Below are 23306 nucleotides of genomic sequence, written 5' to 3'. Positions count from 1 at the left end.
AGCCGGCGGCGGGCGGCGCCCGCCGCCCCCGATTCTGCCAGGTACGGGGACGGGGGCGGCGGTGCGGCGGGGTTACGGCGCCTCGGGCCGCGGGCCGGCGGGGGCGCCGGGCGGGGAGGTGGCGGGGGGCGGGGCCGGGGCTCGTTCGAGCTCGTGGCGGAGGCCCTCCAGCTCGCTGCCGCCCGCCATCTGACGGGTCAGCTCGTCGAGCGTGACGGAGTCCTTGGTGTGGCTGCCGGCCATCACACCGCGCTTCAGCAGTACGAACCGGTCACCGACCAGGTACGCGTGGTGAGGGTTGTGCGTGATGAGGACCACGCCCAGGCCCGCGTCGCGCGCGGCGGCCACGTACTTGAGGACCACCCCGGACTGCTTGACGCCGAGCGCCGCCGTCGGTTCGTCGAGGACGAGGACCTTGGCACCGAAGTGGACGGCGCGGGCGATGGCCACGCACTGCCGCTCGCCGCCCGACAGGGTGCCGATCGGCTGGTCGACGTCGCGCAGGTCGATGCCCATGCGCAGCAGCTCGGCTCGGGTGGTCTCCCGCATGAGGTCGACGTCGAGCCGCTTGAAGGGGCCGGCGCCCTTGGTGGGCTCGGACCCGAGGAAGAAGTTCCGCCAGACCGGCATGAGCGGGACGACGGCCAGATCCTGGTAGACGGTGGCGATGCCCCGGTCCAGGGCGTCGCGCGGGGAGGCGAGGGAGGTCTCCTCGCCGTCGATGCGCAGGGTGCCGCCGTCGTGGGCGTGCAGACCGGCGACGATCTTGATGAGGGTGGACTTCCCGGCGCCGTTGTCGCCGAGGACGCAGGTGATCTCGCCCGCGTGGACTTCGAGGGAGACACCCTCCAGGGCGCGGATGTTGCCGTAGTACTTGCTGACGTCGTCGAGCTGTACGAGAGGGGTGCTCATGCCGTGGCCTCCGCACGCTTGCGGACCCAGGCGTTGAGCAGGGTCGCGAGGAGAAGCATCGCTCCGAGGAAGAACTTGAACCAGTCCGGGTTCCACTCGGCGTACACGATGCCCTTGCTGGTCATGCCGAAGATGAACGCGCCGACCGCCGAGCCGATGGCCGACCCGTACCCGCCCGTGATCAGGCAGCCGCCGATGACGGCGGCGATGATGTAGATCAGCTCGTTGCCGACGCCCTCGCCGGACTGGACGACGTCGAACGAGAACAGCAGGTGCTGTCCGGACACCCAGGCGCAGAAGGCCACGCCCATGTAGAGGCCGATCTTCGTCGTACGGACCGGGACGCCGACCGCGCGGGCGGCGTCGGCGTTGCCGCCCACCGCGAAGATCCAGTTGCCGAAGCGGGTGCGCAGCAGGATCCAGGTGGCGAGGGCGACCAGGGCGAACCACCACAGGATGGTGACCTTGAGGTCGACGCCGCCGACGGTGACGTGCGAGGCGAAGAGGGTGCGGGCGGAGGAGAAGCCCTCCATGTCGGCGATGGTCTTGGTGGAGACCGTGCCGCTGATGAGCTTGGTGAAGCCGAGGTTCATGCCGGTCAGCATCAGGAAGGTGCCGAGCGTGATGATGAAGCTCGGCAGTTTGGTGCGGGTCAGCATGACGCCGTTGAACGCGCCGACGGCGAGGGTGACGAGCAGGGAGACGGCCACGCCGACCCAGACGTTGGCGGTCATCTGGTAGCTGAACATCGACGAGACGAGCGCCGACGTCGTCACCAGCACACCGGCCGACAGGTCGAACTCGCCGCCGATCATCAGCAGGGCGACGGGCACGGCCATGATGCCGATGGTGGAGGCCGCGTACAGGACCGTGCCGAAGCTGGAGGCGCGCAGGAAGCTGTCGGCGGCGAGGGCGAAGAAGAGGAAGACGGCGGCGGCGCCGACGACCGAGCCGAGTTCCGGGCGGCCGAGCAGCCTGCGCAGCGGCGAGGTGCGCAGCAGGCGCTCGTCGCCGCCGCCGGTGCCGGGGGCGCCGTCCTTGTCCTTGACGGGTGGTGCGGTCGCTGTCATCGGGTTCCCCGCTCCGTGTATTCCGTGAGCTTGGCGGCGTCCTGCTGGGTGATGATCTGCGGGCCGGTGAGGACGGGCCTGCCGCCGCCGAGTACGTCGGCGTTGTAGCGGTGCAGCCACAGCAGGTCGACGGCCTCGTACCCCTGGAGGTAGGGCTGCTGGTCGACGGCGAAGCCGAGCTGCCGGGCCTTGAGGCCGGCGGCCACCTTGGCGTTCAGGTCGAAGGTGTCGACCTCGGCGTCGGACCCGGCGGTCTTCTTCGCCTGGACGGCGGCGTCCGCGAACGGCGCGCCGAGGGTGACGACGGCGTCGATGGACCGGTCCGTCTGGAGCTTGGCCTCGATGGACGCCTGGACGTCGGGCATGTTGGTGCCGTCGACGTAGAGGTTCTGCACGTCGCCGTCGAAGGTCTTCTTCACGCCGGCGCAGCGCTGCTCGTGGCCGACGTTGCCCTGTTCGTGCAGGACGCACAGGGCCTTCTTGCGGCCGCGCCGGTCGAGCTCGTCGCCGACCGCCTCGCCCGCGATGTTCTCGTCCTGGCCGATGTGGGTGAGGGCGCCGAGGGCCTTGGACTGCTCGGCGCCGGAGTTGACGGTGATCACCGGGATGCCGGCCTTGACGGCCTTGGCGACGGCCGCCTTCATGGCGTCGGGCTTGGCGAGGGTGACGATCAGGCCGTCGACCTTCTTGTCGATGTAGGACTCGACGAGCTGGGCCTGCTGCTGTCCCTCGTCGCTGTGGGCGTAGAGGAAGGTGATGTTGTCCTTGGCGGCCGCTTGCTTGGCGCCGTTCTGGACGATGTCCCAGAAGGTGTCGCCGTCGCCGGAGTGGGTGACCATGGCGACGGTCCACCTCGGGGTGTCCACGGCGGCCCGGCCCTGGGCGGCGGCCGCCTTGCGGGCGTCCTCGGCGCGCTTGCCGCCGGTGGCGCTGCACCCGGCGAGGGCTGCGGCGAGGGAGAGCCCGAGCGCCGCCGCGAGAGCCGTGCGCAGGGCGCCGCGCCATGCTGCTTCCGAACTCCCCGCACTCCTCGGACTCCTCGAACTCCTTGGACTCCTTGCCACGACGCCGTGCCCCTTTTGCTCTGTTCGCTGTCCTTGCCGTACGACTGGGCAAGTATCGGTCATGGCGATGTGTCCGGTTTTCATCGGGTCCCGCGGGCGGTGAGGTCCTCCAGCCGCTCCACGTCCTTCTCGGTGACGAGGGCGGGGCCGGTGAGGACGGGCTTGCCCCCGCCGAGGACGTTGAGGTTGTCCTTGTGGAGCCGGAGCGCATCGACGGCGAGGTAGCCCTGGAGGTAGGGCTGCTGGTCGACGGCGAAGCCGATCTGCCGGGCCTTGAGCTGGGCGACGACGGCCGCGTTGAGGTCGAAGGTGTCGATCTCGGCGTGGGAGCCGGCGCTCTGCTTGGCCTTGACGGAGGCGGCGGCGAAGGGCGCGCCGAGGGTGACGACGGCGTCGATGTCGTCGGCGCTCTGGAGCTTGGCCTCGATGGAGGAGGTGGCGGCGGGCATGTTGGTGCCCTCGACGTTGAGGTTCTCGACGGTGCCCTTGAACGTCTTCTGCACGCCGGCGCAGCGCTCCTCGAGGGAAACGTTTCCCTGCTCGTGGATGACGCACAGGGCCTTCTTCTTGCCCCGTGCGGTGAGCTCCTCGCCGACGGCCTCGCCCGCCACGGACTCGTCCTGGCCGATGTGGGTGAGGGCGCCGTACGCGGCGGAGTGCTGCCCGCCGGAGTTGATGGTGATGACGGGGATGCCGGCCGCGACGGCCTTGGCGACGGACGCCTTGACGGCTTCGGGCTTGGCCAGGGTGACGATCAGGCCGTCCACCTTCTTCGCCACGTACGAGTCGATGAGCTGGGCCTGCTCCTTGCCTTCCTTGTTCGCGGCGTAGAGGAACGCGGCGTTGTCCTTGGCGGCGGCTTGCTCGGCGCCGTTCTGGACGATGTCCCAGAAGGTGTCGCCCTCGCCGGAGTGGGTGACCATGGCGATGGTCATGCGGTCGCTGGTGGCGGGGCTGCCGCCGCCGGCGGGGGTGGAGGGCTTGTTCTCGGCGTCCTTGCCGCCGGAGTCGCTGCATCCGGCGGCGGTGACGGTGAGTGCGACTGCGGTCAGCAGGGCCGCTGCGGCCGTGCGGGGGGTTCGCATGGTGGTCGTCCGCCTTCTGTGCCCGGCGCCGCCCGGTTGCGGCTGGGTGAGTTTCTACGGCGGTGGCGACGACCCGTCAATACTTTGTCCGAACATTCTTACGCGCCCGCTGTGTGCTGCGTGCCGGAGACGGAGTCACGGCCGGACGAGGAGCTGGAACTCGAACGCGTACCGCGACGCCCGGTAGAGGTGCGAACCGAACTCCACGGGCCGGCCGGTGTCGTCGAAGGTGGTGCGCTCCATGGTGAGCAGCGGCGCGCCCGGCTCCTCGGTGAGCAGCTCCGCCTCCAGCTCGGTGGCGGCCCGGGCCCCGACGGACTGGCGGGCACTGTGCAGCGTGATGCCCGCGCCGCGCATCAGCCGGTACAGGCCGGTCTCCTCCAGCTCCTCGGTGGCAGGGTCGAGCAGGCCGGGCGGCAGGTGGTTGCGCAGCCGCGCCATGGGCTCGCCGTGCGCGAACCGCAGCCGCTCCAGGAACCGGACGTCGCTGCCCTCCGGTACGCCGAGGGCGGCGGCCACCTCCGCGGTGGCGGGCTGGAAACGGTTGGTCAGGACGATGGTGGCGGGGCGCTGGCCGGCCGCCTCGAGGTCGTCGTACAGGCTGCTGAGCTCCAGCGGGCGCTTGACCTGGCTGTGGACGACCTGGGTGCCGACGCCGCGGCGGCGGACGAGCAGGCCCTTGTCGACGAGTGCCTGGATCGCCTGGCGGACGGTGGGCCGGGAGAGGCCGAGCCGGGTGGCCAGGTCGATCTCGTTGCCGAGGAGGCTGCCCGGGGTGAGGGCGCCGCGCTCGATGGCCGCCTCCAGCTGCTGCGAGAGCTGGAAGTAGAGCGGCACCGGGCTGGTGCGGTCGACGCTCAGGGGGAGCCGCGCGACGGGGGCGACCTCGTCGCGATCGCGTCCGCCGCGGCCGGCGACGCGTCCGGCGCGGGCGCGCGTGTCTCGGGCTTCTGGGGTCTGCTTGGGCACGGCCCCGAGCGTATCCGCATGCCATCATGACGGGAAGTCGTGAAGTCCGATTGTCCTGACAAACGCTTGACATGGCACCGGGCCCGGCACCACCTTGGGGGCCATGCGCATCGGACTCATCGGAACGGGACGTATCGGCGCCTTCCACGCCGGAGTGCTCAGCCGCCACCCGGAGGTCGGGGCACTCGTGGTCGCCGACGCCGACCCGGCACGGGCGGCCGAGGTCGCCGGCATCACCGGCGCCACCGCCGCCCCCACCGTCGACGACGTCTTCGCCTGGGGCGTGGACGCCGTCGTGATCGCCTCGGCCACCGCCGCCCACCCCGATCTCATCGCCCGCGCCGCCCGCGCCGGCCTGCCCGCCTTCTGCGAGAAGCCCATCGCCCTCGACCTGCCCGGCACCCTCACCGCGCTGCGCGAGGTCGAGTCCTCCGGCACCCCGCTCCAGCTCGGCTTCATGCGCCGCTTCGACGCCGGCTACCGGGCGGCCCGCGACGCCGTGCGCGCCGGGCGACTCGGCCGGCTGCACACCGTACGGGCCATCACCTCCGACCCGGCGCCGCCGCCCGCCGCGTACCTGCCGCTCTCCGGCGGCCTCTACCGCGACTGCCTGGTCCACGACTTCGACATCCTGCGCTGGGTCACCGGCCGCGAGGTCACCGAGGTGTACGCGACCGGCTCCGACACCGGGCACGCCATGTTCCGCGACGCGGGCGACGTCGACACGGCGGCCGTGCTCCTCACCCTGGACGACGGCACCCTCGCCACCGCGACCGCCACCCGCTGCAACGGCGCCGGTTACGACGTCCGCATGGAACTGGCCGGCGAACGCGACCAGATCGCGGTGGGCCTCGACGAGCGCACCCCCCTCACCTCCACCGAACCCCTCGGCCCTCCCCCGGCCGACAAACCGTGGCCGGGCTTCCTCGAACGCTTCGCCCCGGCGTACGAAGCCGAGCTCGACGCCTTCGTCCGCCTGGCGCGCGGCGAGCGCGACAACCCCTGCGACGGCCACGAGGCCCTGCGGGCGCTGCGCATCGCCGAGGCGTGCGAACTGTCGCGCCGCGAGCGCCGCCCGGTACGGCTGGAGGAGATCGCGTCCGCGCTGTGAGGCCCCGCGCGCAGTCGCTGTCGCCGAGGCCGGGTAAGGTCGCTCTCTTCGGGCGGCTCGGCCCCCGGAGTCCCCAAGGCGACTGCCCATGAATCCGCTGAACCCGCTGAACCCGCGCCCGGCGACCGCTCGTTCCGATGCCGCGCTCCACCACGTGTGGCGGCTGCCCGCCGCCGACGCCGTGAAGGGCTTCAAAGCCCTGTGGTGGAGCGTCGGGCCCGCCGGGGAGCTCGCGGTCATGCTGGTCCACCGGCGCCACCTCGAGCGCAGGCGCTCCATCAAGGGATGGATCGGCTGGGGCGCGGACACGCCGTTCACCGGTGAGTTGGTCACCGTCGCGGGGCAGGAGGAGCGGCGCACCGTCGTGAAAGACATCCGGGTGCGGCCCAGCCACTTGGCGTTGCTCCCGGATTCCCGGTTCCTGCTGGTGAGCGGCCGGACGTTCCGCAACGAGCCCGGGGGCTCCTGGACGCCCAACGCTGTGGTGTTCTCCCCCTCGGGCACCCCCGAAGCCGAGTTCTGCGTCGGCGACGACATCCCCGCCCTGGTCACCGACGTCCACGGAGGCATCTGGACGGCTTACGGAGACGAGGGCGTCTACGGCGGCCACCCCGAGTCGGGAGCGGGCCTCGCGGGCTGGAACACCCGGGGCCAGGCGGCCTGGGCACCCGGGGGACGGCTGCCCGCCCACCCCCTGGAAGGCTGCACCGCCGCGACCGAGGACGAACACGTGTGGCTCGTCTGGTACTCCGGCAGCAGCACCGGCGGCACCTTCCTGACGCGGATCACCCCGTCCACCGGCGACGTGGTCAGCTACCCCAGCCCCCTCCCCGATCCGGACGGATTCGCCGTCCGCGGCAACCGGGCGCTCCTCACTCGCAGGAACCACAACAAGCGGTCCGTCGAGCTCATACGTGCCGAGCTCACCGGCACCACCTGGGCCGTGACCAGCCGCCACCGGCTCCGGGTGCCCGGCCGCGTCGTCCTCCGCTGCGGTCAGGGCCGCGACGGCTCCCTCTGGCTCCGCGCGGGCGACACCTGGCTGCGCGTGGAAGCATGAGCACGGGGGTGTTCCCGCCGTGAGCGGTTTCCTTCGTGTGCGCATGCGCCGATGATGATCGGGCTCCGCAGCCGGAGCAAACAGGGGCGACAACGGGCGCGACAGACATGGCGCGGACCCTAATCGGCCGCTCGCCGAAGGCGTCAACCGCCCTGCCGCGTCATCGCGACTACAGACAGGCCCTAGTCGTCGAATTCGAAGCCCGCGGTCTCCGCACGGGCAATGATGTCGCGGACCGCCTCGGGGCTCGTGATGACGGATGCAACGGCCGTCTTAAGCTGCGCGAGGTCGCTCGAACTCCCGACCGCGCAGAACATTCCGGCCTCGCTGTCGAAATCGAGGCGCTCGGCAATGTCCGGCCAGGCAAACCGCACGAGACCTTCCCAGAAGTACCCGTTCGGCTCGTGCCCGGCGGCGGCTACTGCGGCATCGGCGGCCAGGCCGCCGGCATCCCACGTCAACGAGTGCTCGCCGTCGAAGGCATGCAGGTGGATGGTCACGGCGCGATCCTCTCACGGCCACTGCGCGGGCTGCCGACTCCTTCACACTGCTCGTCCGGTCCCTCGCCGCTGCCGATCCCGGTGAACCTTTTCAGCCCCGCACCGCCGCTGTCGTGATCAACAGGCTGGGAGACACCACTGACAACGCCGCCGAGCCTGCTCACCCACCGAGTTGGGCTTCGCCCGGCGCCCTCCCACCCTCGACGGATCGCCGTACGCGGTCCACGCCGCCGCGCGCGTCAGCCACCCGTCTGCGGGGCCGACAGCACCGTGCCCTGCGCCACCGCGCAGAGCGTCTCGTCCCCGCCCTCCCGGTCGACCGTCAGCAGGTCGCAGCGCACCACCGCCTGCCGTCGCCCCGCGTGGACCACGGACGCGCGGGCGATCAGGGTGCGGCCGGTGGCGGGGCGGACGTACTGGATGGAGAAGCCGGCCGTCAGCACCGCCGGGCCGAGGGCGGCGCCGGCGGCGAAGGTGAGGGCGTTGTCGGCGGCGTACGAGAGGACTCCGCCGTGGAGGAAGCCGTTCTGCTGGTGGAGCTCCTCGCGGATGTCCAGCTCCAGCACGGCGCGGCCGTCGCCGAATGCGGTGATGCGGGCGCCGAGGAGCCGGCTGAAGGGCTGGCTGTCGAGGGCCTTCTGGGCGAGGGCGAGGTCGAGATCGGATTCGTTCATGGGTTGTTCGTCACCACCTGACGGGAAGGCGGCGGACGCCGCGCATGAGGAGGCCGGGCAGCCAGTCGAGCGGGCCGGCGGAGGGGTCGGGTTCGAGGGACGGGAAGCGTTCCAGCAGGGCGCGGAGCGCGATGCGGGCCTCCAGGCGGGCCAGCGGGGCGCCCAGGCAGTAGTGGATGCCGTGGCCGAAGGCGAGGTGGCCGCCGGTGTCGCGGCGGATGTCGAAGCGGTCGGGGTCGGTGAACCTGGCCGGGTCGCGGTCGCCCGCGGCGAGGCCGACGAGGACGGTCGCGCCGGCGGGGATGACGGTGTCGCCGAGGGGCACGGCCTCCAGGGCGAACCGGGCCGTGGCGGTCTCGACCGGCCCGTCGTACCGCAGCATCTCCTCCACCGCTCCGTCCAGCAGCCCGAAGTCGGCGCGCAGCGCCGCCATCTGCTCCGGATGGGCGAACAGGGCGCGCATCCCGTTGGAGACGAGGTTGACGGTCGTCTCGTGCCCCGCGATCAGCAGCAGGTACGCCATGGCCCGCAGTTCGGCGGCCGAGAGCCGGTCGCCGTCCTCGGCGCGCGTACGCAGCAGGGCGGAGAGCAGGTCGTCGGTGGGGCGGGAGGAGCGCTTGTCCTCGATGAGTTCGTCGAGGTACGCGCCGAGGGCCTGTACGGCTTCGAGCTCGGGGTCCGCGCCGGTCGGGGCGACGATCTCGGTGGACCAGGCGCGGAAGCGGGCGCGGTCGGCGGTGGGCACGCCCAGCAGTTCGCAGATGACGGTGATGGGCAGGGGGAAGGCGAGCGCGTCGACGAGGTCGGCGCGCCGCTCGGGTACGTCCATGGCGTCGAGCAGCTCGTCCGTGACCGCCTGGACGCGCGGCCGCAGCGCCTCCACGCGCCGCCCGGTGAACTCGCGGGCGATCAACTTGCGCAGCCGCGTGTGGTCGGGCGGGTCCACGACCAGCAGGTGCGGCCCGATGAGCTGCTCGTCGAGCATGCTCGGGAGACCGGCGGCGGCGGGCGACTTGGCCAGCCTCGGGTCGGCGAGCGCGGCTCGCGCCTCCGCGTGGCCGACGATCAGCCACACCTCGTGGCCGAGGCGCGTACGGACGTGGTGGACGGGTCCGCTGTCGCGGAGCTTGGCGTAGTACGGGTACGGGTCGGCGTTGAACTCCTCGCCGTACGCGCCGAGATCGACGATGGCCATCGGCCCAGCCTACGCGCCGGCGGCGGCGCGGGGCAGCCTCTCAGGAGACGGTGGCGGGCGGCGGGGTCCAGCGGTGGCGCGGGGGGACGGTGGCGCTGACGCCGTAGTCCTTCTTGAGGTGTTCGGGGATGGCGTAGTGCATGACGCGGCCCCGGGTGAGGGACGACAGCTCGAAGACGGTGGTGAGGTGTCCGAGCCGGTCCAGGGCCCAGGCGCCGAGGGGCGAGCGGTCCTCGATGGTCTCCAGGACCCCCAGCAGGTGGGGGGCCGCCTTGACGACGGTGTCCCAGGCGGTACGCGGGACGTCGAGCCAGTCGGCGCAGGTGTCTCCGATGAGGTGGCGGATCAGGGCGGAGACGACGGGGTCGAAGAAGGTCCCGGGGACGACCTCTTCGTACAGGTCGATCAGCTGGCGGGTGAGGCGGACGCCTTCCTCGCTGGGGCCCATGTGGCGGACCATGTACAGGTCCAGGAACCGGCGCCCCTCCTCCAGGGTGTGCGGGACGGCGTCCTGGTCGACGCCGAGCATGGCGCCCACCACGCGCCAGGCGTAGAAGTACGCGGCGGCCCCTTCCTCGCTCATGTGGATGCCCAGCCGGTGGAGGCTGTCCAGGACCAGCAGGGAGAAGAACATCTGCCCGCCGAGCATGTCCTCCTGACAGATCGGCACCCCCAGGGCACCGGTGTCCCAGCGGTCCTCGCGCCGGAGGTGGTGGCGGATGGAGGCGTGCAGGAGGCGTACCTTCTGGGCGGCCGGGATGAAGCGGCTGCCGGCCTCGAACGCGCCGGGCTGCATGAGGTGGACGGTGAACTGGCCGGTCTCCGCCATGCGCTTGTTGGGGTAGTTCAGCCCGTGGGTCGTCGACAGCAGCCTGGCGACGTGCGGGACGACGTAGCAGGCGGGCATGGAGGCGAACGACAGGGCGGTGGAGATGTGCACGTTGTTGTCGATGAAGAAGAGCCGCGCCTTCTCCATCTCCTCCCAGTCCACCCAGGACGGCGGCGCGGCGGTCTCCCGCAGGTAGTCGCGGGCGACGTCGGGCAGTCCGTCCGGCAGGGGGGCGCCCGCGGCGGAGACGTAGCGCATGAGGGTGTTGAACGTGCCCACCTCTCCCCGCGCGAACAGCGTGGCCACGACGGCGTCGGCCAGCTCGTCGCCCTTGTCGCGCAGGGCGTCCATCGAAGCTTCGGTGTAGGTCATCGCTCTCTCCTTGAGGGGGGCCGCGCCGGCGGGGACGGGGGTGGACAGGGGTGGAGGGCCGGGGGATGTCAGTGCAGGCGGTCGGTGGCCCGCCTCGCCAGGTCGGTGAGGACGCGGTGCGCGTACGGCGGGATGTCGAGCTCGTCCAGGGTCCGGACGGCCTGTTCCACGCGCCCGCGGATCAGGTGCTCGATCCGCTCCGGTGCCCCGACCCGCGCCATGAGCGCGCGTGCGGCCGCCAGGTCGCCCTCCCCGGTCTCACCGGTCTCTCCGGTCTCGGTGCCTTCGGTGCCTTCGGTGCCTTCGGTGCCTTCGGTGCCTTCGGTGCCTTCGAGGATGCGGGCGAGCAGCCGTCTTCCCTCGGGGTCGGCGGCGCGCCAGGTCTCGGCCAGCAGCGCGGTGGGGCGGCGGGTCCGCAGGTCGTCCAGGTCCGCCTTGCCGGTACGGGAGGAGGAGCCGAACAGGCCGAGCAGGTCGTCGCGCAGCTGGAACGCCTCGCCCAGCGGCAGGCCGTAGGCGGAGTAGCCCTCGCGGAGTGCGGGGCCGGCGCCGGCGAGCAGGCCGCCGATGAGGAGGGGTTGCTCGACGGTGTACTTGGCGGTCTTGTAGCGGATGACCTGCAGCGAGGCGCCGAGGTCCGGCGTGGTTCCGGTGCGCAGGATCTCCAGGCACTCCCCCGCGATCAGCTCCCGCGCGAGGGTGGCCCACAGCGGTCGGGCGCGGGAGAGGTACGCGGCGGGCAGGCCGCTGGTGGCGAACAGCTCCCCCGCCAGCGCCATGAGGTGGTCGCCCACGAGCATGGCCAGGGAGCGGGCGGTGGCGGCGGTCTCCCGGGGCCGGCCGGCGAGGGCCGCCTCCAGGGCCAGGTGGGCGGTGGGCAGGCCGTGGCGCAGGGTGCTGCCGTCGATGAGGTCGTCGTGCACGATCGCCGCGGCGTGGACGAGCTCCATCGAGGCGGCCGCGCGTACGAGGGCGTCGCTGTCCGGCTGCCCGGCCGCTCTCCAGCCCCAGTAGCAGAACGCCGCCCGCAGGCGCTTGCCGTGCCGGGCGGCGGCCTGGAGCTGTTCGGCCACCGGCTTCAGGTCGTCGTCGATGTCCAGCAGCCGGTCGGCCTCCTCGGCCAGGAAGTCCCGCAGTGTGCCGTCGATACGGGCTTTGAACGCGGCCGGGTCCCAGCGGTCGGACATCGTCAGACATCACCGTCAGGGGCCCGGCGGTGGGTGGTCCGGCCGTCGGCGGTCCGGCCGTCGGCGGCGGCCCGCCGCTCGACCACGTGCCGGGCCAGCACCTCCAGGTACGCGGGGGGCACGTGCGCGTACCGGTCGAGGGCGAGGCGGCCTCGCGCCTCCAGGTCCCGTTCGGCGTCGCGGGCGAGATCCACCGCGTCCGACCGGCGCAGCAGGGTGCCCAGTGTGCCCGCCACCGATCCGACCGCGCTCACCGCCAGATCGGCCAGCCCGGCGGCGAGCAGCACCGCCCGCCCGTCCGGGCCGCTCGCCCGTCGTGTCGTGTGCGTCATGTCCGTAGAGTCCCCATGTCCCAGAGTTCGCGAAGTCCCAGAGAGCGCGGGTCGAGCAGCGACGCCCGTCCGGGCGCCCGACCCGACCCGATCATGGCGGCGCGGGAGCGCCGAAGATCGGCGAATACCCCAATGGGTGACAAACGACAGGCGTGTTTCCCGCGGCATGGCGATGGGTAGCACAGGGTCTGGGAGCGCTCCCATCCACCCGGCACCCCACTCAACCGGAAGATGGAGCCGCACAATGACTGGTCATGTTCTCGACAGTCGCGCCCGCACCGTCGCGGGCCGTCCGCGCCGACCCCGATGGGCGGTGCACCTGCTCACCCTGCTCTCCGCGGCGCTGCTCAGCCTGATCCCCTGGTCCGGCACCGCCTCGGCGCACGGTTCCGTCGTCGACCCGGCGTCCCGCAACTACGGCTGCTGGTTACGCTGGGGCAGCGACCACATGAACCCGGCCATGCAGCAGCAGGACCCGATGTGCTGGCAGGCGTGGCAGGCCAACCCGAACGCCATGTGGAACTGGAACGGCCTCTACCGCAACGGCGTCGGCGGCAACCACCAGGCGGCCATCCCCAACGGCCAGCTGTGCAGCGGCGGCCAGGCCGAAGGCGGTCGCTACAACGCCCTGGACGCCGTCGGCCCGTGGAAGACCACGAACGTCACGAGCAACTTCACGGTCAAGCTCTTCGACCAGGCCAGCCACGGCGCGGACTACTTCCTCGTCTACGTCACCAAGCAGGGCTTCAACCCCGCCACCCAGGCGCTGAGCTGGAGCGACCTGCAACTGGTCAAGCAGACCGGCCGCTACGCCCCGAGCCAGAACTACGTGATCGACAACGTCAGCGCTCCGGGCCGCACGGGCCACCACGTCGTCTACACGATCTGGAAGGCCTCGCACATGGACCAGACGTACTACCTGTGCAGCGACGTGAACTTCGGCTGAGCCACTGAGCCACTGAGCTGCTCAGCCGCTTTGAGCTGCTGTGAGCTGCTGAGCCACATCGGAGCCCGGGCCCGCGGTGCCGCCGATCACCGCGGGCCCGCGGCGCTCCTCCCCCACCACGTCCCGGCGAGCACGAGCGCGGCACCGCCGAGGCCCACCGCGCCCACCTGCTCCCGGGCGACCGCGATCCCGGCCGCCGCCGCCCACAAGGGCTCGGTGCCGAGCAGCAGGCTCACGCGGGACGGCGAGGTGCGGCGTACCGCCCACATCTGCACGAAGAACGCGAACAGGGTGCAGAACACGGCCAGGAAGAGCAGCCCGGCCCACTCACGCGCCCCGAAGCCCGCCGCCACCGCCCACGGTGACGCGCCGGTCCCGGGCACGACGACGGCGATCAGGGCGAAGACGGCCACGGCGCCGCCGAGCTGGACCGTCGTGAGCGAGAGCGAGTCCGCGCCCTGGACGGCTTTGATGCGGGACATGGCCAGCACATGCACCGTACGCGCGAGTGCGGCGAGCAGCATCAGCAGGTCGCCGCCCGACGGCGCGGTGAGCCCCCCGCCCTGCGTCAGCAGCACCACGCCCGCCAGCGACGTCCCGGCGGCGGCCAGGAAGGAGCCGGACGGGCGGGTCCCGGTCAGCGCCGCCTCGGCGAGCGGCGTGAAGATCATGGTGAGGCTGATGATGAGCCCGGCGTTGGTCGCGGACGTGTGGACGACGCCGTACGTCTCCAGCAGGAAGATGCCGCTCAGTACGGCTCCGAGGGCTCCCGCCCCGCGCCACTGGGCAGCCGTCAGCGCGCGCAGCGCTCGCCATCCGGCGGCGACGAGCACGGGCAGGACGACCGCGAAGCGCAGCACCAGTACGGCGATGACCGTGTGCGCGGTGGTGATGCCCTTGGCGGCGAGGTAACTGGCGCCCCAGACGGCCGCGACGAGCAGGACGGGCAGGTCGGTGAGCCACGCCCTCCGGGCGTACGGGGGTGCGGATGCGGCGAGCGACGACATGCGCCTGGATCTCCAACGGGCGAGGCGGTGTGGAGACTTCGGCGGCTCGCACGCGGACGATCACCGTACCGGGGCCGCGCTCACCGGTCGAGGTCGACGTCGAGCTCGAAGGAGCCGAACTGAGCGGGCCCGGCGGTCCGGTAGGTCTGGATGGCGATGCCGGTGGTGGTCGTGCGGTGGCCGGTGAGTTCGAAGGCGGTCGGGGTCCCGCCGTCGGGGAAGAGGCGGCGGCCCTTGCCGAGGAAGACGGGGTAGACCAGCAGGTTCAGCTCGTCGACGAGGCCGTGCGCGAGGAGGCTCTGGGCGAGGCGGGCACTGCCGTGGACCTGGATCTCGCGGCCGGGGCGCTGCTTGAGGCGGTTCACCTCCTCGGCCAGGTCGCCTTTGAGCACGGTGGTGTTGTGCCAGTCGGCGTGGTCGAGGGTGGTCGAGACGACGTACTTGGGGAGGGTGTTGAGGCGGCTCGCGACGGGGTCGTTCTCGTCGGTGACCTTGGGCCAGTACGAGGCGAAGATCTCGTACGTCCGCCGGCCGAGGAGGAAGCAGTCCACGCGCTGGAAGACCTCGTCGATGAACCGGCCGAACTCCTCGTCCACGAACGGCACGCTCCAGCCGCCGTACTCGAAGCCGTCGCTGCGGTCCTCGTCGGGGCCGCCGGGGGCCTGCATGACTCCGTCGAGCGTCATGAAGGTGGTGAGGGCGAGCGTGGCCATGGCGGTGCCTTTCTCATCAGGTCCTTCTTCATCGTCCGTCACATGGTCGGACCGCGCGCGTGGCCGGAACTCATCGCTGGTCCGGCAGTGGATCTCCAGCGGGCACGCGGCGTGACGGCGGCCACGCGGCGTAGCCGTCCATACGGCAGGGGCGCGGGCGTGAGAAGGCGCGAGGGCGCACCGGTGCTGTCGGGCCGGTGCGCCGCTCGCGTGCGGGCAGGTGTCGTGCTGCCCGGGTCATGCGGTCAGCTGAGCTCCTCGTGGCGGGCCGCCAGGCGCTTCGCGCCCTCGTCCGTCAGCGAGCCGAACAGCCGCAGGCGGGAGATGCCGCCGTCGGGGTAGATGTCGATGCGGACGTGGGTGCCCACGACCGGCTCCGGCAGGACGAACCGGTGGTTCGTGTCCGGCTGAAGGCGGGTGCGCGCCATGAACTCGGTCCACTCGCCGCTCTCGCCGTCGCGTACGGAGAGGGCCGCCCAGCCGGCGCTGTTGCCCTTGAGGTACGCGGTGTCGATCTCGACCGCGCGGATCGCGGACTGCTCGACCAGCTGGTAGCGGATCCAGTCGTTGCCCTTGTCGCGCCGGCGGCGGGTCTCCCAGCCGTCGTCCATCTTGCGGGAGCGGCCCGGCTGGATGGTGTTGGTGGCCGGCGAGTAGAAGCGGTCGGAGGCGTCCTCGACGCGGCCGCCGTTCTCCAGCGCCACGACGTCGAAGGTGCCGAGCACGCCGAGCCACGCCGGGTCGGGGGCGACCTCGCCGTAGACGCGCAGGCGGGCGATGCCGCCGTCGGGGTGCTGGTTGACGCGCAGGTGCGTGAAGCGCTGCTCGACGTCGACGGCGAAGCCGTTGGCCGCGTGGCCGCCGATGGCGGTGCGCGGGACGAGCGTCGTCCACTTCACGTCGGGGGCGAGGAGGGCCTCGGGCGACGGGGAGCCGGCCACCGAGGTCGCCTCGATGGAGACGGCCTGCGGGTAGTTGCCGCGGAAGTGGGCGGTGTCGACGACGATGCCGCGTACGACGCCGGGGGCGCCGAGGCGTACGAGCGCCCAGTCGTGGTCCTCGGCCGTGGGGTGCGGCTCGTCGGCGGAGACACCGCGGCGGCGGCGCGTCTCCCAGCCGTCCATGATCTTGCCCTTGTGGCCGAAGTGCTCGGGGTCGAACTCGGCGGGCTCGGGCTTGAGCATGTTCTCGCGCTCGGCGAAGAACTCGTCGTTGGCGGCGATGACGCCCGCGCCGAGGCGGCGGTCGGCCAGGTCGACCAGGCTGGTGAAGGCGAAGTCGGCGGTGCGGTAGTCGGCGTACGGGTCGCCGCCGCCGTAGGGGTTCGCGTCGCCGGTGAAGCTGGGTATGGCGGTCACGGGTGTCACTTGGTCCTTTCGAGGAGCCGGCCACTCGGCTCGGCCAGGGTGCCGTTGTCGGCGATGCGCACACCGCGCAGCCAGGTGGACTTCACGACGCCGTGCAGGGTCTTGCCCGCGTACGCCGTGACCCGGTTGCGGTGGTGCAGCTCGGCGGGGTCGACGGTGAAGGTCTCGTCGGGCGCGAGGACGGCGAAGTCGGCGTCGCGGCCCGCTTCGATGGCGCCCTTCTGGCCGAGGCCCGCGAGGCGCGCCGGGGCGGTGGACATCCAGCGGACGACGTCCTCGAGGCTGCGGCCGCGGCGGCGGGCCTCGGTCCAGATGGCGGGCAGGCCGAGCTGGAGGGAGGAGATGCCGCCCCAGGCGGTGGCGAAGTCGGGGGTCTTGAGGTCCGCGGTGGAGGGCGAGTGGTCCGAGACGATGCAGTCGATCGTCCCGTCGGCGAGGCCCTCCCACAGGGCGTCCTGGTTGCCGGCCTCGCGGATGGGCGGGCAGCACTTGAACTCCGTCGCCCCGTCCGGGATCTCCTCGGCCGTGAGGGTGAGGAAGTGCGGGCAGGTCTCGACGGTGACCTGGACGCCCTCGCGGCGGGCGGCGGCGATCATCGGCAGCGCGTCGCTGGAGGACAGGTGCAGGACGTGCACGCGTGCGTTGAGCCGCCGGGCCTGGTTGATGAGGTTCTCGATGGCGGTGTTCTCGGCGTCGCGCGGCCGGGAGGCGAGGAAGTCGGCGTACTTGGCGCCGCCCTTCTGCGGGGCCGCGTCCAGGTGGTGCGGGTCCTCGGCGTGCACGATCATCAGGCCGCCGAAGCCGGCGATCTCGGCGAGCGAGGCGGCCAGCTGCTCCTGGTCGAGCTGCGGGAACTCGTCCACGCCGGACGGCGACAGGAAGCACTTGAAGCCGAAGACGCCGGCGTCGTGCAGGGGCCGCAGCTCCTTGACGTTGTCGGGCAGGGCGCCGCCCCAGAAGCCGACGTCGATGTGGGCCTTGGGCCGGGCCACCTCCTGCTTGGTGCGCAGGTTGTCGACCGTCGTGGTGGGCGGGAGGGAGTTGAGCGGCATGTCGACGAGGGTGGTGATGCCGCCGGCCGCCGCCGCGCGGGTGGCGGTCCAGAAGCCCTCCCACTCGGTGCGGCCCGGGTCGTTCACGTGGACGTGGGTGTCGACGAGGCCGGGGAGGACGACGTGGTCGCCGACGTCCTCCAGGCGGGCGCCGGCGGGCACCTCGGCGTCGTACGGCAGCACCGCCGCGATCCTGCCGTCGGCGACGGCGACCGAGGCGGCGCGCGTCCCCTCGGGGGTGATGACGCGCGTCGAGCGCAGTACCAGATTCACGTCCACGTTCCCGTCGTTCTCCATCCACATCGTCCTACAGCAGAGGAACTTCAACGAACTGTTGAAGCTTGCGATGGAGTCTTCACTCCGGATCCGGCGCCGTCAAGAGGCCCCCCGGGGCGGCCCGGGTGGCGTGCGGGCGGCTTGGATGTTTCCATGAAGTGGAAAGATAATTTCATTCAAGGGAACGTAGCTACCCACAGAGGGAGGTCCGGCGAGCAGCCCCCGATCCCGGCGAGCACCCGGACAAACGGCCCCTGACCGGCAAAGACGTCCCACTGCGGGCGATGTGCCCGGCCGGACGGCCCGGTAGGCTGCTGACTTGCCCATCCGCCCCGAAAGGACCGTGCCGTGCCGACGTCCAGCGCCAGCACCACCGACGCCGCCAAGCCCGCCCCCGCGACCGGCGGTGTGCAGTCCCTCGAGCGTGCCTTCGACCTCCTGGAGCGGATGGCCGACGCCGGGGGCGAGGTCGGCCTGAGCGAGCTCTCGTCCAGCAGCGGACTGCCGCTGCCCACCATCCACCGCCTGATGCGGACGCTGGTCGCCTGCGGCTACGTACGCCAGCAGCCCAACCGGCGGTACGCGCTGGGCCCCCGCCTCATCCGCCTCGGCGAGTCCGCGTCGCGGCTGCTCGGCACCTGGGCCCGCCCGTACCTCGCCCGCCTCGTCGAGGAGACCGGCGAGACCGCGAACATGGCGCTGCTCGACGGCGACGAGATCGTGTACGTGGCGCAGGTGCCCTCCAAGCACTCGATGCGCATGTTCACCGAGGTCGGCCGCCGCGTGCTGCCGCACTCCACCGGCGTGGGCAAGGCGCTCCTCGCGCACACCCCGCCGGAGGAGGTCCGCGCGCTGCTGGCCCGTACCGGGATGCCGGCCGCGACCGAGAAGACCATCACCACGCCGGAGGGCTTCCTGGACGCCCTGGTGCAGGTGCGGGAGGCCGGGTTCGCGGTCGACGACAGCGAGCAGGAGATCGGGGTGCGCTGCATCGCGGTCTCGGTGCCCGACTCCCCCACCGCCGCCGCGATCTCCATCTCCGGCCCGGCGGGCCGGGTGACGGAGGCGGCGACGGAGAAGATCGTCCCGATCCTCCAGGAAGTCGCGCAGGACCTGTCGACGGCGCTGGCGAACACCGCCGCCGCCAACGGCCAGGGCTGAACTTCAGAGCCGGAGCGGCCGCGGCCGCGGCTCGGACAGCCTGCCGTCCATGACCGTCACCGTGCGGTCCACCCGGTCCAGGTGGGCGCGGTCGTGCGTCACCAGCACGGTGGCCGTGGAGCGTGCCCGGGTCAGCATGACCAGCAGGTCCAGGACCGCCGCGCCCCGCTCGTGGTCGAGCGCGCTGGTCGGCTCGTCGACCAGCAGCACGGCCGGGTCGTTCATCAGCGCCCGTGCGATGTTCACGCGCTGGCGCTGACCTCCGGAGAGCTGGTGCGGCCGCCGCCCGGCCTGGTCGGCGAGACCGACGGCGTCCAGCAGTTCCAGGGCCCGCGCGCGGGCAGCCCCGCGGCTCCCCCGGCCCGAGCCCGAGCCACCCGACAGGTGGGCCATCACCACCAGCTGCTCGGCGGCCGTGAGCGACGGCAGCAGGTTCGGCTGCTGGAACACGATCCCGATGCGCGTGCGCCGCAGCGCGGCCCTGCCCGCCCGGTCGAGGGTGCCGGTGTCGGTCCCGGCGACCACCACCCGCCCCCGGTCCGGCGTCACCAGCGTCGCGGCCACCGCGAGCAGGCTGGACTTGCCGGAGCCGGACGGGCCGACGACCGCCGTGAGAGTGCCGGGCGGGACGGCGAGCGAGACGGAGTCGAGTGCGGTGACCCGCCCGTCGCCGTCCGGATAGGTCAGGGTCACCTGGTCGAGAAGAAGGCTCATCGGGCGCTCCCCAGCGCGGTCAGCGGGTCGACGGCGGTGATCCGCCGGATGGACAGGGCGGCCCCGAGCATCCCCAGGGCGATCATCACGGCGGCCGGTACGAGGACGGTCGCCGGCTCCAGCACGAAGGGCACGTCGCCCCCGCTCACCAAGGCGCCGACGCCCACCGCGAGGCCCGTCCCGAGCAGCGTCCCGCCGGCCAGCATGAGCGCCGCCTGCCCGAGGGCGTCCTTCAACAGGTACGGCGTGGACGCGCCGAGCGCCTTCAGCACGGCCACGTCGCCGGCGCGCTGGATCGTCCACACCGTGAAGAAGGCCCCGATGACGAGCGCGGAGATCACGAACAGGAAGCCGCGCATCAGCTGGAGCGAGCCGTTCTCCGCCTGGTACGAGCCGATGGCGGTGAGCGCCTCGGCGACGCCGAGCGTCCGCGTACCGGCGGCCCGGTCCCCCGCCGCCACGTCGATCCCCGCGCCCCGCAGGGCGACGACCGTCGCGCCCGTGCGCCCCGAGGCGTGCCAGTCGGCCAGCGACGTCCACACCACCGGCGTATGGCTGTACGAGGCGTCGCCCGCGACCGCCACCACGGTCAGCTCCCGGGAGCCCAGCCGTACCCGGTCCCCGGGGCCGGCCACGCCGAGCTCGTCGGCCGCCGACCGCGACAGGACCGCCTTCCCGGGCCCGAGCTTCGCGCTCTGCGGGGCGAGCCCGGCGCCCGGCGCCGTACCGAAGGCGGAGACGGCCGCCGTGCGGCCGTCCGCGGCGGTGGCGTTCAGGGTGCTGATCCCAAGGGGCTCGGCGGCGGTGACGCCGGGCTGCCGGGACCAGGTGCGCCACGCGCTCTCGGGGACGGCCGAGTCGGCGAAGGACACCGACCGGCCGGGGGGCGGGGCGGCGAAGGCGAGCCGGTCGGCGGGCAGCCCGGTGATCGCCGAGACGTTCTCCCGCGCGAGCCCGGCCGTCAGCCCCGACAACAGCCCCACCAGCAGGGTGATCAGCACGATCACCGTGCCCATCAGCGCGAACCGCCCCTTGGCGGACCGCAGATCTCTCCATGCCACGAACATGCCGCCCAGCCTGCCCACGCTCCGCCCGGTGCCGCATCGCGCGCCGGACGGCCCGGGCATCAAACTTTCGGTTGAGGACGGCGGCGGCGTTGCTGCCTACCCTGGACGGGCCATGGATCCGCGTTCCCTCACCCCCGTCCTGCGCGTGCTGCGCCTCTGCCTCCATCTGCTGCTGGCGGGGCTGCTGGCCCTCGCCGCGCTGCGCTCCTCCGGCGACCCGGCCGTGGTGGCGGCCGCCACGCTGATGGGCGCGGTGTACGCGGCGGGCTCGGTCCTGCGGCCCGTACGCACCTCGGTGCCGGCCGCCGCGCTGTGGCTGGGCGTGCTGGGCGTGGCCTGGCTGGTGCTGCTGGGCCTGACGCCCGACGGGCTGTGGGCGGCGTTCCCGCTGTACTTCCTGCACCTGCACCTGCTGCCGGTGCGGTGGTCCCTGCCCGCGGTGGCCGCCACCGCGGGCGCGGCGATCCTGTCGTACGTCCACCACGGCGCGCCGATGAACCCGGGGGCGTTCATCGGGCCGCTGCTGGGGGCGGCGGTCGCGGTGGCGACGGTCCTCGGCTACCAGGCGCTGTACCGCGAGAGCGAGCGGCGCAGGCGGCTCATCGAGGAACTGATCGCGACCCGCGCGGAGCTCGCGGCGGCGGAGCGACACGCGGGCACGCTCGCGGAGCGGGAGCGGCTGGCGCGCGAGATCCACGACACGCTCGCGCAGGGCCTGTCCTCCATCCAGCTGCTGCTGCGGGCCGCCGAGCGCGCCCTGCCGGGCGGCTCCCCGGCGGGCGTGCACATCGAGCGGGCGCGCCGCGCGGCGCAGGAGAACCTGGCGGAGGCGCGGCGGTTCGTGCGGGCGCTGGCGCCGGCCGACCTGGAGCGCGGCTCGCTGGCGGCGGCGCTGGAGCGGCTGTGCGAGCCGGGGCCGGGACCGGAGCCGGGGCCCCGGGTGCGCTTCTCCGTGAGCGGTACGCCGCTGCCGCTTCCGACGCCGTACGAGGTGGCGCTGTTGCGGATCGCCCAGTCGGCACTGGCGAACACGGTGCGGCACGCGGGTGCCGAGCGCGCCGAGATCACGCTGACCTTCATGGACGCCTCGGTGACGCTGGACGTGGTGGACGACGGCACGGGCTTCGACCCCGCCGCCTCCGCGGCCTCCCCCGGGGGCGGGTTCGGGCTCCCGGCGATGCGCTCGCGGGCGGAGTCGCTCGGCGGGACCTTCACCGTGGAGTCCGCGCCCGGCCAGGGCACGGCCGTGGCCGTGGCCCTTCCGCTGCCCCGGGAGGAGGCGGTATGACGATCCGCTTGCTGCTCGCCGACGACCATCCCGTCGTACGGGCCGGCCTGCGCGCCGTCCTCGACACGGAGCCGGACTTCACGGTGGTCGCCGAGGCCGCGACGGCCGAGCGCGCCGTGGAGCTCGCCCCAGAGGCGGACGTGGTTTTGATGGACCTGCGCTTCGGCCCCGGGATGGACGGCGCGGAGGCGACGGCCGCGATCACCGCGGGCGCCGGCGCGCCCCGGGTGCTGGTGCTGACGACGTACGACACGGACGCCGACATCCTCGCGGCCGTCGAGGCGGGCGCGAGCGGCTACCTGCTCAAGGACGCGCCCCCGGAGGAGCTGGCGGCGGCGGTGCGAACGGCGGCGGCCGGCCAGTCCGCCCTGGCGCCGGCGGTCGCGCACCGCCTGATGGACCGGATGCGCACCCCGGCGCAGGCGCTGACGAAGCGCGAGCTGGAGGTGGTGCAGCTGGTCGGCGAGGGCCTGTCCAACCAGCAGATCAGCAAGCGGCTCTTCCTGAGCCAGGCGACGGTGAAGTCGCACCTGGTGCACGTCTTCGCGAAGCTCGGCGTGGACTCGCGCACGGCGGCGGTGGCGGCGGCGAGGGAGCGCCGCCTGATCCGCCGCTGACGCCTTCAGACGGTGGCCTGGGGCTGTTCCGGGCTGAGGTGGCGCACCCCGATCCGGTCGGTGTGCGGGACGAGCAGGCCGCGCAGTTCCTCGGTTGCCGACTCGAGGAGGTGGCCGTCGCGGGTGGCGTGGAGTGTTTCGAGGACGAACGCGACGCGGGCGGAGTCCTCGGTGACACGGGTGCGGTGGGCGTCGCGGTGGTTCCAGTGGCGCGTCAGGACGCCGGTGCCGTCGGCGTAGACGATCTCGCCGGGCTTGGGGTGCTCGACGGTGCCGGGTTCGCCGAGCGGCGTGAACTCCTCGGAGCCGTCCGCGTACCGGATGTCGACGTCGCCGTGCACGTGGTCGAGGTCGAAGGCGCCGGCGGGCAGGCCGTGGCGGACGGAGACGGCGTTGTAGGAGTCGACGGCCGGATTGATCCGCGGCAGGGTGCCCCTCTTGGCCATACGGCGGCCAAGGGCGTCGACGCTGGGGCGGACGCGGCGCGGGTTGGTGCCGAAGGAGCGGTAGGCGGTGTGCCATGCCGCGATGCGCGGGTCGGTCTCGTCGGCGGGCTGCCAGGCGCCGTCGGCGAGCCGCTGTTCCAGTGCCTCCAGGGCGGCGGCGGTGCCCGGCCAGGACGCGCGGCCGCGCAGGCCGGTGGCGGTCACCAGCGCGATGCGGGTGTCGGGGAAGGCGTCCGCGACGGCGGGGGTGATGCGGAAGGTGGTCATGGGAGGGGGTGCCGTTCCTTCGTCC

The 23306-nt window shown here is 72.7% G+C and carries 24 protein-coding genes; 6 read left to right on the top strand and 18 right to left on the bottom strand.

Going from position 1 to position 23306, the window contains the following annotated elements; genetic code table 11:
- Nucleotides 1-72 precede the first annotated feature (72 nt).
- The 5 genes from ACIRNI_RS29025 to ACIRNI_RS29005 all read right to left on the bottom strand — a co-directional run bounded on the left by ACIRNI_RS29025 (nucleotide 73) and on the right by ACIRNI_RS29005 (nucleotide 4992).
- Complete coding sequence (locus ACIRNI_RS29025; protein WP_403555883.1) at nucleotides 73-912, bottom strand: ATP-binding cassette domain-containing protein; 840 nt, start codon at nucleotides 910-912, stop codon at nucleotides 73-75.
- A complete protein-coding gene (locus ACIRNI_RS29020) occupies nucleotides 909-1982 on the bottom strand; it encodes an ABC transporter permease (RefSeq protein WP_403555881.1) in 1074 nt (357 codons plus the stop codon). Before ACIRNI_RS29020 ends, ACIRNI_RS29025 begins: the two co-directional genes overlap by 4 nt.
- Nucleotides 1979-2974: a sugar ABC transporter substrate-binding protein gene (locus ACIRNI_RS29015; protein ID WP_403555963.1), complete on the bottom strand. Its 996-nt coding sequence runs from the start codon at nucleotides 2972-2974 to the stop codon at nucleotides 1979-1981. Before ACIRNI_RS29015 ends, ACIRNI_RS29020 begins: the two co-directional genes overlap by 4 nt.
- A gap of 152 nt (nucleotides 2975-3126) precedes the next feature.
- Complete coding sequence (locus tag ACIRNI_RS29010) at nucleotides 3127-4131, bottom strand: substrate-binding domain-containing protein (RefSeq protein ID WP_403555879.1); 1005 nt, start codon at nucleotides 4129-4131, stop codon at nucleotides 3127-3129.
- Nucleotides 4132-4266: 135 nt separating this feature from the next.
- The gene (locus ACIRNI_RS29005) at nucleotides 4267-4992 is read right to left on the bottom strand and encodes a GntR family transcriptional regulator (RefSeq protein WP_403555961.1); all 726 of its coding nucleotides are present in this window, start codon (nucleotides 4990-4992) and stop codon (nucleotides 4267-4269) included.
- Between the two features lie 211 nt (nucleotides 4993-5203).
- Here ACIRNI_RS29005 and ACIRNI_RS29000 point away from each other — a divergent pair, with 211 nt between their 5' ends.
- Entirely contained in the window at nucleotides 5204-6211 is a 1008-nt protein-coding gene (locus ACIRNI_RS29000; protein ID WP_403555877.1) for a Gfo/Idh/MocA family oxidoreductase, read from the top strand.
- A gap of 88 nt (nucleotides 6212-6299) precedes the next feature.
- On the top strand, nucleotides 6300-7271 hold the full coding sequence (locus tag ACIRNI_RS28995; RefSeq protein WP_403555875.1) for a hypothetical protein: 972 nt from the start codon (nucleotides 6300-6302) through the stop codon (nucleotides 7269-7271).
- A gap of 182 nt (nucleotides 7272-7453) precedes the next feature.
- On the opposite strand, the gene ACIRNI_RS28990 is transcribed toward ACIRNI_RS28995, so the two are convergent.
- The 6 genes from ACIRNI_RS28990 to ACIRNI_RS28965 all read right to left on the bottom strand — a co-directional run bounded on the left by ACIRNI_RS28990 (nucleotide 7454) and on the right by ACIRNI_RS28965 (nucleotide 12360).
- The gene (locus ACIRNI_RS28990) at nucleotides 7454-7771 is read right to left on the bottom strand and encodes an Imm51 family immunity protein (protein WP_403555873.1); all 318 of its coding nucleotides are present in this window, start codon (nucleotides 7769-7771) and stop codon (nucleotides 7454-7456) included.
- Nucleotides 7772-8010: 239 nt separating this feature from the next.
- Complete coding sequence (locus tag ACIRNI_RS28985; RefSeq protein ID WP_403555871.1) at nucleotides 8011-8445, bottom strand: PaaI family thioesterase; 435 nt, start codon at nucleotides 8443-8445, stop codon at nucleotides 8011-8013.
- Between the two features lie 10 nt (nucleotides 8446-8455).
- Entirely contained in the window at nucleotides 8456-9640 is a 1185-nt protein-coding gene (locus tag ACIRNI_RS28980; protein ID WP_403555869.1) for a cytochrome P450, read from the bottom strand.
- Between the two features lie 40 nt (nucleotides 9641-9680).
- On the bottom strand, nucleotides 9681-10841 hold the full coding sequence (locus ACIRNI_RS28975; RefSeq protein ID WP_403555867.1) for an oxygenase MpaB family protein: 1161 nt from the start codon (nucleotides 10839-10841) through the stop codon (nucleotides 9681-9683).
- 68 nt (nucleotides 10842-10909) lie between these two features.
- On the bottom strand, nucleotides 10910-12028 hold the full coding sequence (locus tag ACIRNI_RS28970; protein WP_403555865.1) for a polyprenyl synthetase family protein: 1119 nt from the start codon (nucleotides 12026-12028) through the stop codon (nucleotides 10910-10912).
- Nucleotides 12029-12030: 2 nt separating this feature from the next.
- Nucleotides 12031-12360: a polyprenyl synthetase gene (locus tag ACIRNI_RS28965; RefSeq protein WP_403555863.1), complete on the bottom strand. Its 330-nt coding sequence runs from the start codon at nucleotides 12358-12360 to the stop codon at nucleotides 12031-12033.
- Nucleotides 12361-12604: 244 nt separating this feature from the next.
- Between ACIRNI_RS28965 and ACIRNI_RS28960 the strand changes: the two genes are divergently transcribed.
- Nucleotides 12605-13306 (top strand): lytic polysaccharide monooxygenase, encoded by a 702-nt coding sequence (locus ACIRNI_RS28960; RefSeq protein WP_403555861.1) that lies wholly within the window; start codon nucleotides 12605-12607, stop codon nucleotides 13304-13306.
- An 86-nt stretch (nucleotides 13307-13392) separates the two neighbouring features.
- Here the strand turns inward: ACIRNI_RS28960 and ACIRNI_RS28955 are convergent, their stop codons facing one another.
- The 4 genes from ACIRNI_RS28955 to allB all read right to left on the bottom strand — a co-directional run bounded on the left by ACIRNI_RS28955 (nucleotide 13393) and on the right by allB (nucleotide 17742).
- The gene (locus tag ACIRNI_RS28955; protein ID WP_403555859.1) at nucleotides 13393-14313 is read right to left on the bottom strand and encodes a DMT family transporter; all 921 of its coding nucleotides are present in this window, start codon (nucleotides 14311-14313) and stop codon (nucleotides 13393-13395) included.
- 80 nt (nucleotides 14314-14393) lie between these two features.
- The gene (locus tag ACIRNI_RS28950; protein ID WP_403555857.1) at nucleotides 14394-15026 is read right to left on the bottom strand and encodes a dihydrofolate reductase family protein; all 633 of its coding nucleotides are present in this window, start codon (nucleotides 15024-15026) and stop codon (nucleotides 14394-14396) included.
- Nucleotides 15027-15271: 245 nt separating this feature from the next.
- On the bottom strand, nucleotides 15272-16384 hold the full coding sequence (gene alc / locus ACIRNI_RS28945) for an allantoicase (protein ID WP_403555855.1): 1113 nt from the start codon (nucleotides 16382-16384) through the stop codon (nucleotides 15272-15274).
- 5 nt (nucleotides 16385-16389) lie between these two features.
- Nucleotides 16390-17742, bottom strand: a complete 1353-nt coding sequence (allB, locus tag ACIRNI_RS28940; protein ID WP_403555854.1) for an allantoinase AllB — start codon at nucleotides 17740-17742, stop codon at nucleotides 16390-16392.
- 327 nt (nucleotides 17743-18069) lie between these two features.
- Between allB and ACIRNI_RS28935 the strand changes: the two genes are divergently transcribed.
- Complete coding sequence (locus ACIRNI_RS28935; RefSeq protein WP_355352973.1) at nucleotides 18070-18882, top strand: IclR family transcriptional regulator; 813 nt, start codon at nucleotides 18070-18072, stop codon at nucleotides 18880-18882.
- 3 nt (nucleotides 18883-18885) lie between these two features.
- On the opposite strand, the gene ACIRNI_RS28930 is transcribed toward ACIRNI_RS28935, so the two are convergent.
- Nucleotides 18886-19596, bottom strand: coding sequence for an ABC transporter ATP-binding protein (locus ACIRNI_RS28930; protein WP_403555852.1), 711 nt, complete (start codon nucleotides 19594-19596; stop codon nucleotides 18886-18888).
- The gene (locus ACIRNI_RS28925; RefSeq protein WP_403555850.1) at nucleotides 19593-20663 is read right to left on the bottom strand and encodes an ABC transporter permease; all 1071 of its coding nucleotides are present in this window, start codon (nucleotides 20661-20663) and stop codon (nucleotides 19593-19595) included. Before ACIRNI_RS28925 ends, ACIRNI_RS28930 begins: the two co-directional genes overlap by 4 nt.
- Nucleotides 20664-20775: 112 nt before the next feature.
- Here ACIRNI_RS28925 and ACIRNI_RS28920 point away from each other — a divergent pair, with 112 nt between their 5' ends.
- On the top strand, nucleotides 20776-21951 hold the full coding sequence (locus tag ACIRNI_RS28920) for a sensor histidine kinase (protein ID WP_403555848.1): 1176 nt from the start codon (nucleotides 20776-20778) through the stop codon (nucleotides 21949-21951).
- The gene (locus tag ACIRNI_RS28915; RefSeq protein WP_403555846.1) at nucleotides 21948-22568 is read left to right on the top strand and encodes a response regulator; all 621 of its coding nucleotides are present in this window, start codon (nucleotides 21948-21950) and stop codon (nucleotides 22566-22568) included. The genes ACIRNI_RS28920 and ACIRNI_RS28915 overlap by 4 nt, the downstream gene beginning before the upstream one ends.
- 5 nt (nucleotides 22569-22573) lie before the next feature.
- Here ACIRNI_RS28915 and ACIRNI_RS28910 read toward each other — a convergent pair whose 3' ends face one another.
- Nucleotides 22574-23281 carry a B3/4 domain-containing protein gene (locus ACIRNI_RS28910; protein WP_403555844.1) on the bottom strand — a complete coding sequence of 236 codons (708 nt, stop codon included), beginning with the start codon at nucleotides 23279-23281 and terminating at the stop codon, nucleotides 22574-22576.
- Nucleotides 23282-23306: the final 25 nt, after the last annotated feature.

Origin of the sequence: Streptomyces sp. NPDC093546 (assembly GCF_044765045.1) — a bacterium.
Taxonomy (GTDB): Bacteria; Actinomycetota; Actinomycetes; order Streptomycetales; family Streptomycetaceae; genus Streptomyces.
The sequence above is the reverse complement of the archived record's forward strand: the minus strand, read 5'-3'. Positions and strand labels throughout refer to the sequence as shown.

Excerpts from the sequence above, each read along its gene's own strand:
- ACIRNI_RS29025 (WP_403555883.1), bottom strand. The coding sequence starts at position 912 with ATGAGCACCCCTCTCGTACAGCTCGACGACGTCAGCAAGTACTACGGC.
- ACIRNI_RS29020 (WP_403555881.1), bottom strand. The coding sequence starts at position 1,982 with ATGACAGCGACCGCACCACCCGTCAAGGACAAGGACGGCGCCCCCGGC.
- ACIRNI_RS29010 (WP_403555879.1), bottom strand. The coding sequence starts at position 4,131 with ATGCGAACCCCCCGCACGGCCGCAGCGGCCCTGCTGACCGCAGTCGCA.
- ACIRNI_RS29000 (WP_403555877.1), top strand. The coding sequence starts at position 5,204 with ATGCGCATCGGACTCATCGGAACGGGACGTATCGGCGCCTTCCACGCC.
- ACIRNI_RS28995 (WP_403555875.1), top strand. The coding sequence starts at position 6,300 with ATGAATCCGCTGAACCCGCTGAACCCGCGCCCGGCGACCGCTCGTTCC.
- ACIRNI_RS28985 (WP_403555871.1), bottom strand. The coding sequence starts at position 8,445 with ATGAACGAATCCGATCTCGACCTCGCCCTCGCCCAGAAGGCCCTCGAC.
- ACIRNI_RS28980 (WP_403555869.1), bottom strand. The coding sequence starts at position 9,640 with ATGGCCATCGTCGATCTCGGCGCGTACGGCGAGGAGTTCAACGCCGAC.
- ACIRNI_RS28975 (WP_403555867.1), bottom strand. The coding sequence starts at position 10,841 with ATGACCTACACCGAAGCTTCGATGGACGCCCTGCGCGACAAGGGCGAC.
- ACIRNI_RS28970 (WP_403555865.1), bottom strand. The coding sequence starts at position 12,028 with ATGTCCGACCGCTGGGACCCGGCCGCGTTCAAAGCCCGTATCGACGGC.
- ACIRNI_RS28965 (WP_403555863.1), bottom strand. The coding sequence starts at position 12,360 with ATGACGCACACGACACGACGGGCGAGCGGCCCGGACGGGCGGGCGGTG.
- ACIRNI_RS28960 (WP_403555861.1), top strand. The coding sequence starts at position 12,605 with ATGACTGGTCATGTTCTCGACAGTCGCGCCCGCACCGTCGCGGGCCGT.
- ACIRNI_RS28955 (WP_403555859.1), bottom strand. The coding sequence starts at position 14,313 with ATGTCGTCGCTCGCCGCATCCGCACCCCCGTACGCCCGGAGGGCGTGG.
- ACIRNI_RS28950 (WP_403555857.1), bottom strand. The coding sequence starts at position 15,026 with ATGGCCACGCTCGCCCTCACCACCTTCATGACGCTCGACGGAGTCATG.
- allB (WP_403555854.1), bottom strand. The coding sequence starts at position 17,742 with ATGGAGAACGACGGGAACGTGGACGTGAATCTGGTACTGCGCTCGACG.
- ACIRNI_RS28930 (WP_403555852.1), bottom strand. The coding sequence starts at position 19,596 with ATGAGCCTTCTTCTCGACCAGGTGACCCTGACCTATCCGGACGGCGAC.
- ACIRNI_RS28925 (WP_403555850.1), bottom strand. The coding sequence starts at position 20,663 with ATGTTCGTGGCATGGAGAGATCTGCGGTCCGCCAAGGGGCGGTTCGCG.
- ACIRNI_RS28920 (WP_403555848.1), top strand. The coding sequence starts at position 20,776 with ATGGATCCGCGTTCCCTCACCCCCGTCCTGCGCGTGCTGCGCCTCTGC.
- ACIRNI_RS28915 (WP_403555846.1), top strand. The coding sequence starts at position 21,948 with ATGACGATCCGCTTGCTGCTCGCCGACGACCATCCCGTCGTACGGGCC.
- ACIRNI_RS28910 (WP_403555844.1), bottom strand. The coding sequence starts at position 23,281 with ATGACCACCTTCCGCATCACCCCCGCCGTCGCGGACGCCTTCCCCGAC.